This is a genomic window from SAR202 cluster bacterium (genome assembly GCA_016872285.1).
GTDB lineage: Bacteria > Chloroflexota > Dehalococcoidia > Lucifugimonadales.
Genome location: VGZZ01000022.1, coordinates 1 through 15,633, shown reverse-complemented (window position 1 = coordinate 15,633; position 15,633 = coordinate 1). Strand labels below are relative to the sequence as shown.

The following is a 15,633-nucleotide window of genomic DNA, read 5'->3' as shown; positions in this document are numbered from 1 at the left end:
GGAGGAGATATGGAAGTCCAGTTTCAGGGCAAGACCGCTATTGTTACAGGCGCGGCCCAGGGCATTGGCCGGGCCATCACCCACGGCCTCGCCGAGCACGGCGCCGTAGTTTGGGCCTGCGATATCGATAAACCAGGCCTGGAGCGCGCCCGCGACGCCGCCGGTGCCAAGGCCAAGACCAGAATACATACCTCGGTCACAGATGTCACCAGCAAGGCCGCGGTAGACCGCCTGGCCGCCGAAGCGTCTAAGTCTACCGGTCGAGTGGACATCCTGGTCCACGTAGCGGGAGGGGTGATCGGCCAGACCGGGCAGCCTTTGGAGAAGGTAACGGAGAGCCAGTGGCAGGCCATCTTCGATGTCAACCTAAAGGGAGCATTCCTCTTTGCTCAGGCCGTGACCCCCGCTATGAAGAAGGCCGGCTATGGCAAAATCCTATTCATATCCAGCGGAGCGGGCCTGGGTGTTAGTCTTACGGGCATCCAGGCCTACGCCGCCGCCAAGGCGGGGCAGATTGGGCTGGTGCGGCAGTTCGCTCATGAGCTTGGCCCCTTTGGAATCAACGTCAATAGCGTGGCCCCAGGCTTCATCCGCTCCAACCCGTCCACCGAGCGCCAGTGGGAGGCCATGGGCGCGGAAGGCCAAAAGCGGCTGCTGGACGCCTTCGCCATAAAACGGCCCGGCAAGCCTGAGGACATCGCCAACGCCGTCATGTTCCTGGTGTCTGATTACTCCTCTTGGATAACCGGCCAGACCCTATCTGTTAACGGCGGACGCTAATGGTCTTACTATATAAATAGGGCCAAGTTTTAAATTAAGGAAGTCCCATGTCAATCAAGGCAAGGAAAATACTGTTTTTTCCTCTTATGCTCCTCCTTCTCGCTCTGCTCTTATCCGCCTGCGATAAAAGTCCTTTTGAGACCGACACCGTAACCCCCACTCCAGGCTCTACCGCCACCTCTCAAGGCACTCCAATACCTACCGCCACTGTTCCAGCCGCCGCTCCGGTCAGCGTGTCCTCGCAGGAACTTAGTGTGCCGGAAATTGTTCAGCGGCTCAAGCCTTCCGTGGTGCACATCCAGACCGAGGCTGTGCGTCTCGACTCATTAAACCGGCCCGTGCCCTCCGCCGGCGTCGGCACCGGCGAGATTCTGGATACCAGCGGGCACGTTCTGACCAACAATCACGTCGTGGAAGGCGCCCAGCGCGTTATCGTGACCCTGAGCGACGGCCGCCCCTTCGAGGCGAGAATTATCGGCGGCGACGCGCAGTTGGACCTGGCGGTGCTCAAAATCGAAGCCGGCGGCCTCACCCCTATTCCTATCGGACAGTCCTCGTCCATGCAAGTCGGCGATAGGGTCATCGCCATCGGACACGCCCTGAATTTGGTCGGCGGCCCCACCGTCACCGGCGGCCTTGTCAGCGCCCTGGACCGCTCCATAGATATCGACCAGAACACCACCATTCAGCACCTCATACAGACAGACGCCGCCATCAACCCGGGCAACAGCGGCGGCCCTCTGGTAAACAGCGTGGGCCAGCTTATTGGCATCAACACCGCCCGCCTGCCGGACGCCCAGGGCGTCGGCTTCGCTATCGCCATTGACCCTGTGAAGCCGCTGATTCAGGAGCTTATTCAAAAAGGCAGCATTGACCGCGGCTTCCTTGGCGTTTCCATAGTAACTGTGACGCCCAGCCTGGCCGCCAACTTCAACCTGAGCGTGAAGAGCGGCGTCGCCGTTACCGCCGTATCCGCGGACGCGCCGGCCCAGGCCGCGGGGATTCGCGCCGGCGACATCATCGTTTCCTTAGCCGGCAGGCCCGTCAATAACGTGGCGGAACTGGACCGCATCCTCATTGAAAACCGGGCCGGCACAACTGTGGAGGTGGAGGTGGTGCGGGGAACGCAGCGGATGAAGTTCAACGTCACTCTGGCTCAGCGGCCTCGTTAGCCGCCTATTAATGGCAGCGGCTGAGGAGGGCCTGGCCCGTTATCTAGAACGAGTGCGCGGCGCGGCTACGCCTGGCGAATGGTGGGCTTTGTTCTCAGACCTCTGCGTCGCGCTGCCGGGCCTTGAGCGGAGAAAGCTTCCCAACCCCTTCTCCCAGGCCGCCAGCCCCGCCTGCGGCCTGTGCGACAATCTGGTCATCGAATACCGGCGTGATATGCACCAGCGCTGGGGCGACCCCAACGCGGGCCTGCGCCTGGGCGTCTCCGAGGCCCGCGCCCGGAATCCCCGCCTATCTCTAGCCGCCCTGGCTACCAACGGGCTGACCTTCCACGTATACACTCCTGACTTTGACGAGAGCGGCCGCGTCATTGGTCTGCATCCCGCGGACGGCCTGAATCTTGTCAGCCCCATGATGACGCCGCAGCGGTCGGTGGAGGAGATGTCCGGCTTGTTGAGACGCTGGCTGAAGTGAGCAGGAATGCCTGCCGGCGTTTAGACCATTTCTTGAGTGTTCCCAGGCTTCAGAATGCGTTGACACAGGCGTGCTGTGATAGGAAAATAGCTATTTGGGGCAAGTTTTCTCCGCTTTGCCCATTGCAGGAGAGGTGCTAGAGTGGACTAATAGGCACGCCTGGAAAGCGTGTAGGCTGGGTAACTGGCCTCGCGAGTTCGAATCTCGCCCTCTCCGCCACTTTCATTGGCTTTGTAACTTCCCTGCCATTTCGCGTTATATAAGACCATCGCTTTTGAATTCCTAATAGGCTAACAATCGGCTTTCTCGAAAATAAGCTGCGAAGAAAGAAAATAACATGCGAAAAATTACGCCATGCCTGTGGTTCGATAATCAAGCGGAGGAAGCCGTGAATTTTTATGTCTCTGTCTTTTCAGCCAGAGGCAGAAGTTCAAAAGTTTTAGACGTTGCTCGCTATGGCGAAGAAGGAGCCAAGGTCTCAGGGATGCCAAAAGGAACGGTAATGACCATGACCTTCCAACTCGACGGGCAAGAGTTCATGGCGTTAAACGGCGGGCCGCAGTTCAAGTTCACCGAGGCCGTATCGTTCATCGTGGACTGCAAGACCCAGGAGGAAGTGGACGAGTTCTGGAAGAAGCTGTCGGAGGGCGGAGAGGAAGGGCCATGCGGATGGGTCAAAGACAAGTATGGCCTGTCATGGCAGATTGTTCCCACAATTTTAACCGAGATACTGCAAGACAAGGATCCCAAGAAGGCTGAACGGGCTATGAAGGCGATGCTTCAGATGAAGAAAATCGATATCGATGGTTTGAAGAAGGCCTACGCGCAAAAATAAATTAACTCATGCCCCCGAAGGATAATACACAGACCCGTCAACACAAGATGAGGGCCAAAGTCTGGCTCTATGCAGGGCCAAGCGGCTGGCATTTTGTCACGCTTCCCAAAGAGCAGTCATCTGAAATCAAAGCGCGGTTCAACTTAGTCAAAAGAGGCTGGGGTTCTCTCCCGGTGGCGGTCACCATAGGAAAAACGACCTGGGATACCTCTATATTCCCTGACCGGGAGTCCGGAGCGTACTTGCTGCCGCTGAAGGCCGATGTTCGGGCCAGAGAGGGGATAAAGGTCGGCGACGTCATCACTTTTGCGGTGAAGATAAAAGCGTAGCATGGCGTCTCAGGCCGACCTGCCAGTTGTCTCCTTCCCATCTCCAGGCGAGTGGGAAAACTGGCTGGCGAAAAATCATAGTGTCGCCAGCGGCCTCTGGCTGCGCATCTTCAAAAAGGCGTCGGGTGAGGCCTCCATCACCTACCCTGAGGCGCTGGACGGCGCCCTCTGCTACGGGTGGATTGACGGCCAGAAGAAGACCTATGACGAACGGTCATGGCTGCAAAAATTCACTCCGCGTCGTCCCAAAAGCGTCTGGTCGAAAATCAATACCCAGCACGTCGAGCGGCTGACCAGGGCCGCTAAAATGCGGCCGGCGGGGCTGAAGGAGGTCGAGGCGGCGAAGGCCGACGGACGGTGGAGCGCCGCCTACGACTCGCCGAGCAAGATGGCCATCCCGGAAGATTTCCTCAAAGCGCTTTCCCAAAATATGTAGGCGTTGGTCTTGTTCAAGGTCTTGAACAAGACCAACGCCTACGCCATCGCCTGGCGGCTCCAGACAGCCAAGAGACCTGAGACCAGGGCAAAGCGAATGCGCGATATCTTATCAATGCTGGCAGAAGGCAGGAAGCTTTATGGCTAAGCTAAAGTCCTATGTCGCCTTCCTCCGCGGTATCAACGTCGGCGGCAACAAGATAATAAAGATGGAAGACTTGCGAAGGGCCTTCGAATCCCTTGGCCTCCAAAACGTAAAGACCATCCTCGCCAGCGGCAACGTGATCTTCGAGACCGAAAAGCCATCCGCCACCCTGGCCGGCGCCATTCAGGCGCAGCTTAAAAAGAGCTTCGGATTTGACGTAGGCGTGACGCTTCGCTCCATCGCGGAAATCCAGGACGTAGTCGATTTGGACCCTTTCAAAGGCATCGCCGTCACCCCGCAGACCAGGCTCTATGTCACCTTCCTGCCGGATAAACCCGGAACCGCCATAAAAACTCCTGTCGAATCCCCAGAAAAGCATTATCGAATTCTACAAATAGCGAACGGCGCGGTCTTTAGCGTTCTTACCCTTACGCCAAACACAAAGAGCACCGACTTGATGGGTATGCTGGACAAGACATTTGGTAAAAAAGTGACAACTCGCAATTGGAATACGATAGCTGCAATCCTAAAAAGCTCAAAATAGGGAAACCTGCCCGCGCTAATAGATGAGGGCTGCCAAATTGGCAGCCCTCATGGTTCTTCGCCCTGTCAATTCGCTGGGCCGCAAAGCAAGCGCCAATTATCGCATCTAGGGGTACGTCGCGAGCGTCTCGTTGCCGATGAACACGCCGTTCTTCCAGGTGTTCACGCACTTAGGATGCGCAAAAACGCTGGGCGGTTCAGGGGGAGAGTACACAATGTCGTCCGCCAGCGGGCCGCCCGGTGGGTTCAGGCCGGCCAGGTTGCGGACCCGCTTGGAGATCTCGTGGTCGGCGCAGGCGGTGTCGCCGCTGATACCGAGGCCGCCGATGATCTTGCCGTTCTTGTACAGTGCAGTGCCGCCGCCAAAGGTGATAACGTCGCCGGCTACCTTGTTTTGCCCTTCATTCATGGACTTCCCAAGAAAATCGGGGTTGAAGGGGTTGGAGTTGTTCAGGCCGAAAAGGCTATGGCCGGGCTGGACGAAGGTGTATAGCATGGCCGTCGAAAGCGCCAGGTCGTCCAGGCTGAAGGCGTTGGCGGTGTAGGCCTTGGCCTTGGAGATGGCCTCGCTGCCGGGCCACACCTGGGTCGGATCGTCGGTGGAGGTGGTGAAGGCGCACAGCTCGCCGGCGCGATTGACGACAGCCCCCCACATCCGCTCGCCCTCGAACAGCCCTCCCGCCGAGCCGCCGGCGGCAGGCGCCGCCTGGAGGTGCGCTTTTAGCTGCGCTTCGCTTGGTAAGTCCTTACACTTGGAAGAACTAGCCGCCGATGTCGCCGCCATAGCGACGACAGCAAGCCCCGCCACCACCATGAGAATTGCAACCACCCTTAGAGTCCATCGCATGGGGACCTCCCTTTAGTCTGCCCTTTCCGGGCAAACGCAGAGGGCGAGACTATGTTACAGGCTTGCGTTATGTCAATCACTCTTATCACTAGGCTAAAACGACCATATCGGTACGGTGTAAGTCTTACGTCATGATGGGACGAGGTGCTACACTCTGCCCAGACCTACCAGGGAGCAGTTTTAGTGGTCAAAAGCGCCGCCAACACCGTCGAAGAGTACCTGGCATCCCTTCCTCCGGAACGCGAAAAGGCCCTCCGCGCCATCCGCAAGGTCATCCTCGCCAACCTCCCCAAGGGCTACGAGGAGGGGATGCAGTACGGCATGATCGGCTACTATATTCCGCTCAAGAGGTACCCCGTGACCTACAACGGCCAGCCTCTCGGCATCGTCGCCCTTGCCTCCCAGAAGAACTACATGGCCGTGTACCTGATGAATATCTACTGCGACAAAGAGACCGAGGCCTGGTTTGCGGAGCGTTACAAGGCCAGCGGCAAGAAGCTGGATATGGGCAAGTCCTGCCTGCGATTCAAAAAGCTGGAGGACCTGCCCCTGGGACTCATCGGAGAGGCCGTCGCTCATACACCGGTAGACGAGTTTATCCGCCTCTACGAAGCCTCTCGAAAAAACACTCGCGCTGGCCGGTGACCATGCCCAAGCCGCGCCAGCTCAACGCCCCACGACTCTTCCGCGTCATCCTCCCCGTCTCCAACATTGAGAGCGCGGGCAACTTTTACACAACCCTTCTAGGCGTCCGGGGACAGCGCGTCTCCACGGGCCGCCACTACTTCGACTGCGGCGGCGTCATCCTCGCCTGCTTCGATCCCCGCGCCGACGGCGACGACTTCGACACCCGTCCCAACCCGGACCACGTCTATCTGTCTGTCGACGACCTGGAGGCTGTCCATCGCCGCGCTAAAGAGGCCGGCTGCCGCGAGTTAGGCCCCATCGCCAAGCGGCCCTGGGGCGAGCGGAGCTTCTACTGCAAGGACCCCTTTGGCAACCCGCTATGCTTTGTCGACCAGGCCACCGTTTTCACCGGTTAACTGCCCTTTAGTCTCGTTTCCTCCTTGCCCCTTTCGCATCCTTGTGTGCTATCCTACGCTTCCATGATTTCCGACCTGAAATATCGAGTGGCCTTTGCCCGGGTGCGGCCCGTGGGGACAGCGCGCCTGCGCCTGCTGGAACGCGCCTTCGCCTCCATGGAGGAGGCCTGGCAGGCGTCCGAGGCCGACTTGGTACGCGCCGGCCTGGAGCCCAAGGCCGCCTCGGTAGTCGCCACCGACCGAAGGCAAATCGACCCCGACGCCGAGATGGACGCCCTGGCCAAAGCCGGCATCGACGCCCTGACCTGGCACGATGATTCCTACCCCAAGCGCCTCAAGGAGATACCCGACCCACCGCCGGTCCTCTTTGTCAAAGGCCGTATCGAAGCCATCGATGAACGCTCCATTGCCGTCGTCGGCACGCGAAAAGCCACCGCCTATGGGCGCGAGGCCGCCCACGAGCTGACTTCAGACCTGGCCAAGAACAGCATCACCATCGTTAGCGGCATGGCCCGCGGAATAGACTCGGTGGCCCACAAAGCCGCCCTGGACGCCGGAGGCCGCACCATTGCTGTCCTCGCTAACGGCCTGGACATCATTTACCCGCCCGAGAACGCGCCCCTGTTCAAGGAGATCGCTGAAAAAGGGGCCGTCATTTCGGAGCAGCCTCTAGGCGAGCGCCCAAACCCGCAGCTCTTCCCCCGCCGCAATCGTCTCATGAGCGGCATGACGCTGGGCACTCTGGTGGTGGAGGCGGGCAAGGGCAGCGGCACCCTATGGACCGTGCGTCACGCGCTGGAACAGAACCGGGAGGTCTTCTGCGTTCCGGGCAGCATCTTCTCCCCCGCCAGTTGGGGCACAAACCTGCTTATTCAGGAAGGCGCCAAACTGGTTATAGACTATCGTGATATCCTGGAAGAGTTGAACCTTACAAGCATAGCCTCCCAAACAGAGATGCCGATGGCCGCCGCGCCCCTGGCCGTCAACGGCGAGGAGCAAGGCTTGCTAAAACACATCGGCATCGAACCTGTGCATATCGACGCGATATGCCGGGGCGCCAGCCTGCCTGTTCATCAGGTCAGCAGCGCCCTTACTCTTATGGAGCTTAAAGGCCTGGTAAAGCAGGTAGGCGGCATGAACTACATTCGTACTAGAGAGACAGCAGCCAGATATGGCGACTAGAAAAAAGACTACAACAAAATCGACAACCAAAAAGAGCCAGAACGGCGCCGCCCGAAACGGCGGCAGGAACCTGGTGGTGGTGGAATCGCCGGCCAAGGCCAAGACTATTGGACGCATCCTGGGGCGTGAATACCAGACCATCGCCTCCCTGGGCCACGTCCGCGACCTCCCCGAGGGCAAGCTGGGCATCGAAATCGAAAAGGCCTTCCGGCCCCAGTACGCCGTGCTCAAGGGCAAGTCTTCGGTTATCAAAGAGCTCAAGGACCTGGGCCAGAACGCCTCCGCCGTCTATCTCGCCACCGACCCGGACCGGGAGGGCGAGGCTATATCCTGGCACATCGTCAAGGCCGCCGGCTGGGACAAGGACTCCAAGGACCTGCGGCGTGTTGTCTTCCACGAAATCACCGAACAGGCCATCAAGGACGCCCTGAAGCACCCCCGTGACCTGGACCATGACCTTATCGACGCTCAGCAGGCCCGCCGCATTCTTGACCGTCTCGTTGGATACCAGCTTAGCCCTCTACTGTGGCGCAAGGTGCAACGGGGCCTTTCGGCGGGGCGCGTTCAGTCCGTTGCCCTGCGCCTGGTCGTCGAGCGCGAGCGCGAAATCGACGCCTTTGTGCCACGTGAGTACTGGAGCATCGAGGCCACCCTCGCCAAAGGCGACGCCTCCTTCGTCGCCGCCCTCCACTCCCTCAAGGGCGAAAAGAAGAAAATCGAGATACCCAACGAGGCCGCCGCCCGTGATTTGGAGAAGCACCTCCAGGGCGCGGCCTACAAAGTCGACAGCGTCAAGACCGAGGAAAAGCACCGCCGCCCATCGCCGCCCTTTACCACCAGCACCCTCCAGCAAGAGGCCTGGCGCAAGCTGCGGTTCTCCGCCAAGAAGACTATGGCAGTCGCCCAGCAGCTTTACGAAGGCCTGCCACTGGGCGACGGGGCATCGGTTGGCCTCATCACATACATGCGCACTGACTCTAACCACCTGGCCCACTCGGCCATTGAGGAGACTCGCGGCTACATAAGTCAGAAGTACGGCGCCGAATACGTGCCGCCCCACGCCCGGGTGTATAAGACCAAGGCCAAGGCCGCCCAGGAAGCCCACGAGGCTATCCGGCCCACCTCCACGCTGCGCACTCCGGACTCCCTCAAAGCCCACCTCAACCGCGAGCAGCAGCGCCTCTACGATCTCATATGGCGGCGCATGGTGGCCTGCCAGATGGCCGACAGCGTCTATGACGCCACCACCGTAAACATCGACGCCCACGCGCCGCAGCAGAAGGAGACCTACGTCTTCCGCGCCACGGGCACCCAGACTAAATTCCCGGGCTTCGTCATCCTGTACATGGAAGGCGCCGACGACACCGCGGAGGACGGCGGGTCAGCCCTGCCGTCGATGACCGCCGGCGACCTGCTCCGATTCCTCGGCCTCAAGACCGCGCAGCACTTCACCGAGCCGCCCCCCCGGTTCACCGAGGCTAGCCTTATCAAGCTCCTGGAGGAGAAGGGCATCGGCCGGCCCAGCACCTACGCTCCCATCCTCTCCACTCTCACGGACCGCAACTACGTCCTGAAGGAGCAGGGCCGCCTCAAGCCTACCGCCCTGGGAACCAGCGTCTGCGACCTCCTCATCCAGTTCTTCCCTCGCGTTATGGACGTGGGCTTCACCGCCCACCTGGAGGATGAGCTGGACGAAATCGCCCGCGGCGAGATGAAATGGGTGCCCATGCTGGAGGAGTTCTACAAGCCCTTCAAAGAGACCCTGGACGCCGCCCACGAGGCCATGCCCAGGGTGAAAATCGAAGAGCCTACCGATGAGAAGTGCGATAAGTGCGGCAAGCCCATGGTCATCAAGACCGGCAGGTTTGGCCGCTTCATGGCCTGCTCCGGCTTCCCCGAGTGCCGCAACACCAAGCCCATCCTCAAGCGCACCGGCGTCGCATGTCCCAAGTGCGGCGGCGACCTGGTGGAGCGCCGCTCCCGGGGCAAGGGCCGTCTCTTCTATGGCTGCGCCAACTATCCCAAATGCGACTTCTCAGTGGTGCAGCGGCCCCTTCCCGAAGCCTGCCCGGAATGCGGCGGCTTAATGGTAGCCGCGGGGCGGAACCGCGCCAAGTGCACTAAGTGCGCCTGGCAGGGCGAGCCTCAGGGCCAGGAAGAGCAGCCCCAGGAAGACAAAGTCCCTGCCGGGGTCTAAGCTGTGGCCGACCTCCCAGAACTCATAAATCGATATGGCCGGCACATGGCCGGCTCCAGGGGCCGCTCCGCCAACACCGTCCGTGTTTACCTGGAGGACTTGCAGAGCTTCCAACAGTTCTTGGAAGAGAAAAAGCTGCCGCCCGAAAAGCTGGACCGACAGTCCTTACGGGCATACCTTTCCTGGCTTTCTATGGGCGACAATGGCCGCCACGCCTACGCACGCGTGAGCGTCGCCCGCAAACTCGTGGTCCTGCGCTCCTTCTACAAATTCCTCGCTGGGGAAGGCGTCATCGATAAGAACCCCGTGCCCAAAGGCCGGGCCCTGCGCATGAAGGTCGAAAAACGCCTGCCGGTGTTCCTCGACGTCTCGGAAGTCCAGCGGGTTATCTCAACGCCAGACACAGACAAAGAACTGGGATTGCGAGACCTTGCTCTCCTTGAACTCCTCTACTCTTCCGGCGTCCGCCTCTCGGAATTGGCCGCCATGGACGTCAACGAGGTAGACCTGGCGGCACGGGAGATCAAGGTGCGGGGCAAAGGCTCCAAAGAGCGGGTAGTCCTCATCGGCCAGCCCGCCGCCCATGCGCTGGAGCGCTACATCAAAGACGCGCGTCCGTCGTTGGAGCAGCGGCCCATTCCCGCCTTGTTCCTCAACCGATACGGCGCGCGGCTCTCCCGCCGAAGCATCGAAAAAATCGTTGCCGACGCCGCCGCGCAGGCCGCCGTCCGCCCCGGCGTCCACACCCACACCCTCCGCCACACCTTCGCCACCCACCTCCTGGAAGGCGGCGCAGACCTGCGAGTCGTCCAGTCCCTCCTAGGCCACGCCAGCCCCGCCACCACCCAGATATACACTCACGTCACCAAGACCCAGGCCAAAGAGGTCTACATGACTACCCACCCCCGCGCCACCCCCCGGCCTGACAGCGATAAACCGTAACATGGGTTCTACCCTCTATCAATGCGATCGCGGAGATGCCCTGCCGCCTTACATGATATGCGGCGACAGCCAAGCCCTATTTCTCCGAGACAAGGGTTGGATTCTCCCTTCCGGTCCCCCTTCTTCTCCTATTGCAAAGGAGAAGAAGGGGTTAGAGCCTGCCCTGAGCTTGTCGAAGGGGGATGATGAGGTGATCCTACTTCCTCTTCCCCTTCCAGCAGGCTGTACTCAGTCCCGATGCAGTCGGGAAAGGTGCCAGGGGATGGTATTCCATACCGCATTAAAGTCGCCCACTATTATGGACATGGTTTCTGCCACGTAGAGGGCGCGCTATGGACACCCACCTAATCATCAACGGCCCCAACCTCAACACCCTGGGCAAACGCGACCCCGGCCAGTACGGCTCCATGACCCTCTCACAACTGGAATCCAAGATCAAAGAACGCGCCAAATCTCTAGGCGTGGATGTTCTCTTTACCCAGTCAAGCTTTGAGGGCGAACTCGTCAACTTTATCCACCTCAACGCCCCCAAGGCCAAAGGTATTATAATTAACCCAGCAGGGCTGACTCGCGTGGGCTACTCTCTGCTGGACGCCTGCATCGATTCAGGCCTGCCGGTGGTGGAAGTCCACCTCAGCAACATCCACCGCCGAGAGGCGTGGCGCGCCGACTCTATCTTCTCGCGAGTCGCCAACGCCACCGTTAGCGGCCTGCGATGGGTGGGCTACCTGGCGGCCCTCGAATATCTGGTGGCCCTCAACAAAAAGGAGGTGTAGCGTGAACAACCGTCTGCGACGACTGCGGCAGGTTATGGCGGAGAAAGACCTGGACGCTTTCCTGGTATCCACTCCCGAGAACCGGCGCTACGTCTCCGGCTTCACCGGCTCCGCCGGCTACCTCCTGGTGACCCAGGCCCAAGCCCTCCTGGCCACCGATTTCCGATACATCGAGCAGGCTACCGGCCAGTCGCCGGACTTTCAGGTGATTCGAGTGGGCCGAAACTGGAACTGGTTCCTGGAGCAGTCCCAGGCCATGGCCTTCAACAAAGTCGGCTTCGAGGGCCAGAACGTGACCGTATCTTCATACAACGCCCTCATTGAGGCCCTTCAGGCATCCGACCAGGCCAACAAGCCCAGCCTCATCGCCACCAGCGGCGTCATCGAGACCCTGCGGGCCGTCAAAGAGCCCGGCGAGTTGATGCTGCTGCAAAGGGCCATCGATATTTCGGACAAGGCCCTCAAGGTCATCGTGCCCACCATCAAGCCTGGCGAGACCGAGCGAGAGATCGCGTGGCGGCTGGAGAAGGCCATGCGCGAGTTCGGCGCCGACGCTCCCAGCTTCGATACCATCGTCGCCGCCGGCCCCAACGGCGCTATGCCCCACCATCGCCCCTCGGACCGCCCCGTCCAGGCCGGCGAGCCAGTGGTTATAGACATGGGCGCGCGCCTCAACGGCTACTGCAGCGACATCACCCGCACTATCTGCGTCGGCGAGCCTGACGAGATGTTCCGCAAGATTTACGATTATGTCCTCGGCGCTCAGCTTACCGCCATCGCCACCATCAAACCCGGCATGACCGGCGGCGAGGGCGACGGCATGGCCCGCCAGGTCATCGACAAGGCCGGCCACGGCGAGACCTTCGGCCACAGCCTGGGCCACGGCATCGGGCTGGCGGTCCACGAGTCTCCCTGGGTCGGTCCCAACGCCGCCAACGTCCTGGAAGAGAACATGGTCTTCAGCGTGGAGCCGGGCATATACATCACAGGCTGGGGCGGCGTGCGCATCGAAGACCTGGTGGCCCTGGAATCCAGCGGCGCCCGGGTATTAAGCAAAGCTAGAAAGTAGGAGTGTCGGCACTAACATGACCATCAGCTTCGGCGACCTGCGCAGGGGCGTCACCTTGGAGATAGACGGCCAGCCTTACGAGGTGGTGGAGTACGCGCGTCAGAGGATGCAGCAGCGCGCGCCCGTAACCCGGATCAAGGTGCGCAACCTCCTCAGCGGCGCGGTGTCGGAACGGTCCTTCCCTGGCTCTGAGAACACCTTCAAGCTGGCCGACGTGGAGACCAAGCCCTGCCAGTACCTCTACACCGACGGCGAATTCTATTACCTCATGGACCTGGAGACCTACGACCAGTTCCCCATCACCAAGGATAAGATTGGCGATGTCCTCAGCTTCCTCAAGGAGGAGATGAACGTCGAGGTCGTTTACTACAAGGGCCAGGTCATCGCGGTCAAAGTGCCCACCTTCGTCGAGCTAAAAGTCGCCACCAGCCCGCCCGGCCTCAAGGGAGACACCGCCCAGGGCGGTACTAAGCCCGCCACCCTGGAGACAGGCCTCACCCTCAACGTGCCCCTCTTTATCAGCGAGGGCCAGGTAATAAAAGTTGATACTAGAACAGGAGAATATGTGGAGCGCGTCACCTAGGTGGCCGTCTATTCCGTAACCCAGGTCTCCCACTATATTAAGCAGCTCCTGGCCCAGGACCCGCTGATATCCGACCTGTGGATCAGCGGCGAGGTCTCCAACGGCCGTCCCTCCCAGACCGGCCACGTCTATTTCACCCTGAAAGATGCCTCGGCCCAGCTTAGATGCATCATGTTCAGCAAGGGAAACGGCATCGAGCTTATCGCCGACGGCGCAGCCATTGTGGCCCATGGCCGCGTGTCGCTGTATGAGGCCCGCGGCAGCCTCGACTTCGTCGCCGACATCGTGATGGCTGAAGGCGCCGGCCCCCTATCCCTGGAGTTCGAGCGGCTCAAGACCAAGCTGGAGAAAGAAGGTCTCTTTGAGCCTTCCCGCAAGCGCCCCTTGCCCCAGTTCCCTAAGGTCATCGGCCTCGTCACCTCGCCCACTGGCGCGGCCCTTCAGGACATCCTCAAAATCCTGTCGCGCCGTTATCCCCTGGCTCAAGTCCTCCTGGCCCCCACCCTGGTGCAAGGCCCCGAAGCCGTCCCCGGCATCATCAGCGCCGTCCAGACCATCTGCGCCGACGGCCGCGCCGAAGTCATCATCCTCGCCCGGGGCGGCGGTTCCCTGGAAGACCTTTGGGCCTTCAACGAGGAGGCCGTGGCGCGTACCATCTTCGCCTGCCCCATTCCTGTGGTCAGCGCCATCGGCCACGAGACCGACTACACCATCGCCGACTTTGTCGCCGACGTCCGGGCTCCCACACCCTCCGCCGCTACCGAAATGATAGCGCCGGACCGAAGAGAGCTTATGGCTGGTGTCGCCTCTCTAGTGGAGCGTTCAAACTCGGCGCTGCGCGGCCTGTCCGAAAAATGCCGCGCCAGCCTGGACGATACCCTGGCCCGCCTCCATCGTTCAGCCCCCGATATCGCCCTCTGGCGCCGACAGGTGGACGAACTGCTGCAGGAGACCCACACCTCGACCAGCCGCCTTGTTGTCGACCTAAAAAACCGCGTCGCCGCCCTCTCCGGCCAGGTGGAGGCCCTCAGCCCCCTGTCCGCCCTCCGCCGAGGCTACGCCGCCGTCGAGCGACAGCCGGCGGGCGAGGCCATATCCAGCATCCATCAACTAAAGGCTAACGACTCGATTAAAGTCACCCTCAGCGACGGCGCTTTCCCCGCCGTCGCCAACCCGTCGGTGAGGAAAGCAACCAACGGCAAATCGGCGGCCCCCGCCGGGGCGCGGCTATTCGAGTAGGTGACGATATGTCGCCATCCAAAAACAACAAGACGCCGGAGCCCCAGTTCTCCTCCTTCGAGGAAGCCTTTCGCAAGCTGGAGGAGACCGCCCAGGCCCTGGAGCAGGGCAGCCTCAGCCTCAGCGACGCCACCACCCTCTACGAGCAGGGCATGAGGCTGGCCCAGGTCTGCAACGACTTGCTGACCAGGGCCGAATTGAAAATCACCCAGCTTAAGAACGGCAACTCTCAAACCTTCGTCCAGCCCGACGAGGAGGAAGAGGCGTAGCGTGCTGCGGGCCGACCTCCACGTCCACAGCCTCTACTCCCACGACTCCGGCGCCAGCCTTCAGTCCTTAATTGCCTGGGCCAACCGCACCGGCATCAACTGCATCGCCCTCACCGACCACAACACCATCGAAGGCGCCCTGGAGTTTCAGACAATTGCGCCCTTTAAGGTCATCGTCGGCGATGAAATCCGCTCCGCTGGCGGCGACATCATTGGCCTCTTCCTCAAGGCTGCCGTGCCGCCCCGCCTGACCCCCAAAGAGACCGCCGAAGCTATCAAAGCCCAGGGCGGCCTGGTGCTAGCGCCCCACCCTTTCGACCATGTCCGCCCTTCCGCCCTCACCGCCAGGGCCTTCGAAGAGCTTCTGCCCTTCATCGACATCATCGAGGTGTTCAACGCCCGCAATCTCTTCCACGCCGACGACCGCCGCGCCGCCGAGGCCTCCCAGCGGCACAACCTCACCCCCGCCGTCGTCAGCGACGCCCATACCGCCCGCGAGCTGGGCCGTAACTACCAGGAGATGCCTGACTTCGACGGCACGCCCCAAGGCCTTATGGCCTCCCTCAAGCAATCAACCCTGGTCTATAAAAAAACGCGTATCGTCCTGCGTCTCGCCCCCACCTACGCCAAAATCCGCAAAAAGCTGCGCTGGATATGACCCTCTCCTTGGGATGGTTCTCGACGGGCCGAGGCCCTGGCTCTCGCGGCCTGCTGGACTTCGTCCAGCAGCGCATCTCTACAGGCGAACTGGATGCCAAAATCGACTTCGTATTCA

General features: G+C 60.8%; 18 protein-coding genes, 1 tRNA gene and 1 pseudogene. 19 read left to right on the top strand and 1 reads right to left on the bottom strand.

Annotated features, from left to right (window positions below):
- Window positions 1–9: 9 nt before the first annotated feature.
- The 8 genes and pseudogenes from FJ320_07415 to FJ320_07380 all read left to right on the top strand — a co-directional run bounded on the left by FJ320_07415 (window position 10) and on the right by FJ320_07380 (window position 4,712).
- On the top strand, window positions 10–780 hold the full coding sequence (locus tag FJ320_07415; protein ID MBM3925803.1) for an SDR family oxidoreductase: 771 nt from the start codon (window positions 10–12) through the stop codon (window positions 778–780).
- Between the two features lie 47 nt (window positions 781–827).
- A complete protein-coding gene (locus tag FJ320_07410) occupies window positions 828–1,952 on the top strand; it encodes a PDZ domain-containing protein (protein MBM3925802.1) in 1,125 nt (374 codons plus the stop codon).
- Window positions 1,953–1,962: 10 nt separating this feature from the next.
- Entirely contained in the window at window positions 1,963–2,424 is a 462-nt protein-coding gene (locus tag FJ320_07405) for a hypothetical protein (GenBank protein MBM3925801.1), read from the top strand.
- A 127-nt stretch (window positions 2,425–2,551) separates the two neighbouring features.
- A tRNA-Ser gene (locus tag FJ320_07400) sits at window positions 2,552–2,643 on the top strand.
- Between the two features lie 118 nt (window positions 2,644–2,761).
- Window positions 2,762–3,259: a VOC family protein gene (locus FJ320_07395; GenBank protein ID MBM3925800.1), complete on the top strand. Its 498-nt coding sequence runs from the start codon at window positions 2,762–2,764 to the stop codon at window positions 3,257–3,259.
- 47 nt (window positions 3,260–3,306) lie between these two features.
- Complete coding sequence (locus FJ320_07390) at window positions 3,307–3,588, top strand: DUF1905 domain-containing protein (GenBank protein ID MBM3925799.1); 282 nt, start codon at window positions 3,307–3,309, stop codon at window positions 3,586–3,588.
- A gap of 1 nt (window position 3,589) precedes the next feature.
- Window positions 3,590–4,171 (top strand): annotated as a pseudogene (locus FJ320_07385) (bacteriocin-protection protein, YdeI/OmpD-associated family).
- On the top strand, window positions 4,164–4,712 hold the full coding sequence (locus FJ320_07380; protein ID MBM3925798.1) for a DUF1697 domain-containing protein: 549 nt from the start codon (window positions 4,164–4,166) through the stop codon (window positions 4,710–4,712). The pseudogene FJ320_07385 and the gene FJ320_07380 overlap by 8 nt, the downstream one beginning before the upstream one ends.
- A 105-nt stretch (window positions 4,713–4,817) precedes the next feature.
- On the opposite strand, the gene FJ320_07375 is transcribed toward FJ320_07380, so the two are convergent.
- Window positions 4,818–5,558 carry a heme-binding protein gene (locus FJ320_07375; GenBank protein MBM3925797.1) on the bottom strand — a complete coding sequence of 247 codons (741 nt, stop codon included), beginning with the start codon at window positions 5,556–5,558 and terminating at the stop codon, window positions 4,818–4,820.
- Window positions 5,559–5,741: 183 nt separating this feature from the next.
- Here FJ320_07375 and FJ320_07370 point away from each other — a divergent pair, with 183 nt between their 5' ends.
- The 11 genes from FJ320_07370 (at window position 5,742) to FJ320_07320 (ending at window position 15,516) form a co-directional block, all read left to right on the top strand.
- The gene (locus FJ320_07370) at window positions 5,742–6,203 is read left to right on the top strand and encodes a DUF1801 domain-containing protein (GenBank protein ID MBM3925796.1); all 462 of its coding nucleotides are present in this window, start codon (window positions 5,742–5,744) and stop codon (window positions 6,201–6,203) included.
- A gap of 2 nt (window positions 6,204–6,205) precedes the next feature.
- Complete coding sequence (locus FJ320_07365; GenBank protein MBM3925795.1) at window positions 6,206–6,601, top strand: VOC family protein; 396 nt, start codon at window positions 6,206–6,208, stop codon at window positions 6,599–6,601.
- A gap of 63 nt (window positions 6,602–6,664) precedes the next feature.
- Window positions 6,665–7,783 (top strand): DNA-protecting protein DprA, encoded by a 1,119-nt coding sequence (gene dprA, locus FJ320_07360; GenBank protein ID MBM3925794.1) that lies wholly within the window; start codon window positions 6,665–6,667, stop codon window positions 7,781–7,783.
- A complete protein-coding gene (topA, locus tag FJ320_07355; protein MBM3925793.1) occupies window positions 7,773–9,980 on the top strand; it encodes a type I DNA topoisomerase in 2,208 nt (735 codons plus the stop codon). Before dprA ends, topA begins: the two co-directional genes overlap by 11 nt.
- Window positions 9,981–10,025: 45 nt before the next feature.
- Window positions 10,026–10,922 carry a tyrosine recombinase gene (locus FJ320_07350; protein ID MBM3925792.1) on the top strand — a complete coding sequence of 299 codons (897 nt, stop codon included), beginning with the start codon at window positions 10,026–10,028 and terminating at the stop codon, window positions 10,920–10,922.
- A gap of 332 nt (window positions 10,923–11,254) precedes the next feature.
- Window positions 11,255–11,698 carry a 3-dehydroquinate dehydratase gene (locus FJ320_07345; GenBank protein ID MBM3925791.1) on the top strand — a complete coding sequence of 148 codons (444 nt, stop codon included), beginning with the start codon at window positions 11,255–11,257 and terminating at the stop codon, window positions 11,696–11,698.
- A 1-nt stretch (window position 11,699) separates the two neighbouring features.
- On the top strand, window positions 11,700–12,767 hold the full coding sequence (locus FJ320_07340; protein ID MBM3925790.1) for an aminopeptidase P family protein: 1,068 nt from the start codon (window positions 11,700–11,702) through the stop codon (window positions 12,765–12,767).
- Between the two features lie 16 nt (window positions 12,768–12,783).
- Window positions 12,784–13,350, top strand: a complete 567-nt coding sequence (gene efp, locus FJ320_07335) for an elongation factor P (protein MBM3925789.1) — start codon at window positions 12,784–12,786, stop codon at window positions 13,348–13,350.
- Window positions 13,351–14,589 carry an exodeoxyribonuclease VII large subunit gene (gene xseA / locus FJ320_07330; protein ID MBM3925788.1) on the top strand — a complete coding sequence of 413 codons (1,239 nt, stop codon included), beginning with the start codon at window positions 13,351–13,353 and terminating at the stop codon, window positions 14,587–14,589.
- Window positions 14,590–14,597: 8 nt separating this feature from the next.
- A complete protein-coding gene (gene xseB, locus FJ320_07325) occupies window positions 14,598–14,858 on the top strand; it encodes an exodeoxyribonuclease VII small subunit (protein ID MBM3925787.1) in 261 nt (86 codons plus the stop codon).
- 1 nt (window position 14,859) lies between these two features.
- Window positions 14,860–15,516, top strand: a complete 657-nt coding sequence (locus FJ320_07320) for a PHP domain-containing protein (protein ID MBM3925786.1) — start codon at window positions 14,860–14,862, stop codon at window positions 15,514–15,516.
- The last annotated feature ends 117 nt before the right edge of the window (window positions 15,517–15,633 follow it).

What these genes read in the sequence shown, in the direction of transcription:
- FJ320_07415 (MBM3925803.1), top strand. Translation starts at nt 10, where the DNA reads ATGGAAGTCCAGTTTCAGGGCAAGACCGCTATTGTTACAGGCGCGGCC.
- FJ320_07410 (MBM3925802.1), top strand. Translation starts at nt 828, where the DNA reads ATGTCAATCAAGGCAAGGAAAATACTGTTTTTTCCTCTTATGCTCCTC.
- FJ320_07405 (MBM3925801.1), top strand. Translation starts at nt 1,963, where the DNA reads ATGGCAGCGGCTGAGGAGGGCCTGGCCCGTTATCTAGAACGAGTGCGC.
- FJ320_07395 (MBM3925800.1), top strand. Translation starts at nt 2,762, where the DNA reads ATGCGAAAAATTACGCCATGCCTGTGGTTCGATAATCAAGCGGAGGAA.
- FJ320_07390 (MBM3925799.1), top strand. Translation starts at nt 3,307, where the DNA reads ATGAGGGCCAAAGTCTGGCTCTATGCAGGGCCAAGCGGCTGGCATTTT.
- FJ320_07380 (MBM3925798.1), top strand. Translation starts at nt 4,164, where the DNA reads ATGGCTAAGCTAAAGTCCTATGTCGCCTTCCTCCGCGGTATCAACGTC.
- FJ320_07375 (MBM3925797.1), bottom strand. Translation starts at nt 5,558, where the DNA reads ATGCGATGGACTCTAAGGGTGGTTGCAATTCTCATGGTGGTGGCGGGG.
- FJ320_07365 (MBM3925795.1), top strand. Translation starts at nt 6,206, where the DNA reads ATGCCCAAGCCGCGCCAGCTCAACGCCCCACGACTCTTCCGCGTCATC.
- dprA (MBM3925794.1), top strand. Translation starts at nt 6,665, where the DNA reads ATGATTTCCGACCTGAAATATCGAGTGGCCTTTGCCCGGGTGCGGCCC.
- topA (MBM3925793.1), top strand. Translation starts at nt 7,773, where the DNA reads ATGGCGACTAGAAAAAAGACTACAACAAAATCGACAACCAAAAAGAGC.
- FJ320_07350 (MBM3925792.1), top strand. Translation starts at nt 10,026, where the DNA reads ATGGCCGGCTCCAGGGGCCGCTCCGCCAACACCGTCCGTGTTTACCTG.
- FJ320_07345 (MBM3925791.1), top strand. Translation starts at nt 11,255, where the DNA reads ATGGACACCCACCTAATCATCAACGGCCCCAACCTCAACACCCTGGGC.
- efp (MBM3925789.1), top strand. Translation starts at nt 12,784, where the DNA reads ATGACCATCAGCTTCGGCGACCTGCGCAGGGGCGTCACCTTGGAGATA.
- xseB (MBM3925787.1), top strand. Translation starts at nt 14,598, where the DNA reads ATGTCGCCATCCAAAAACAACAAGACGCCGGAGCCCCAGTTCTCCTCC.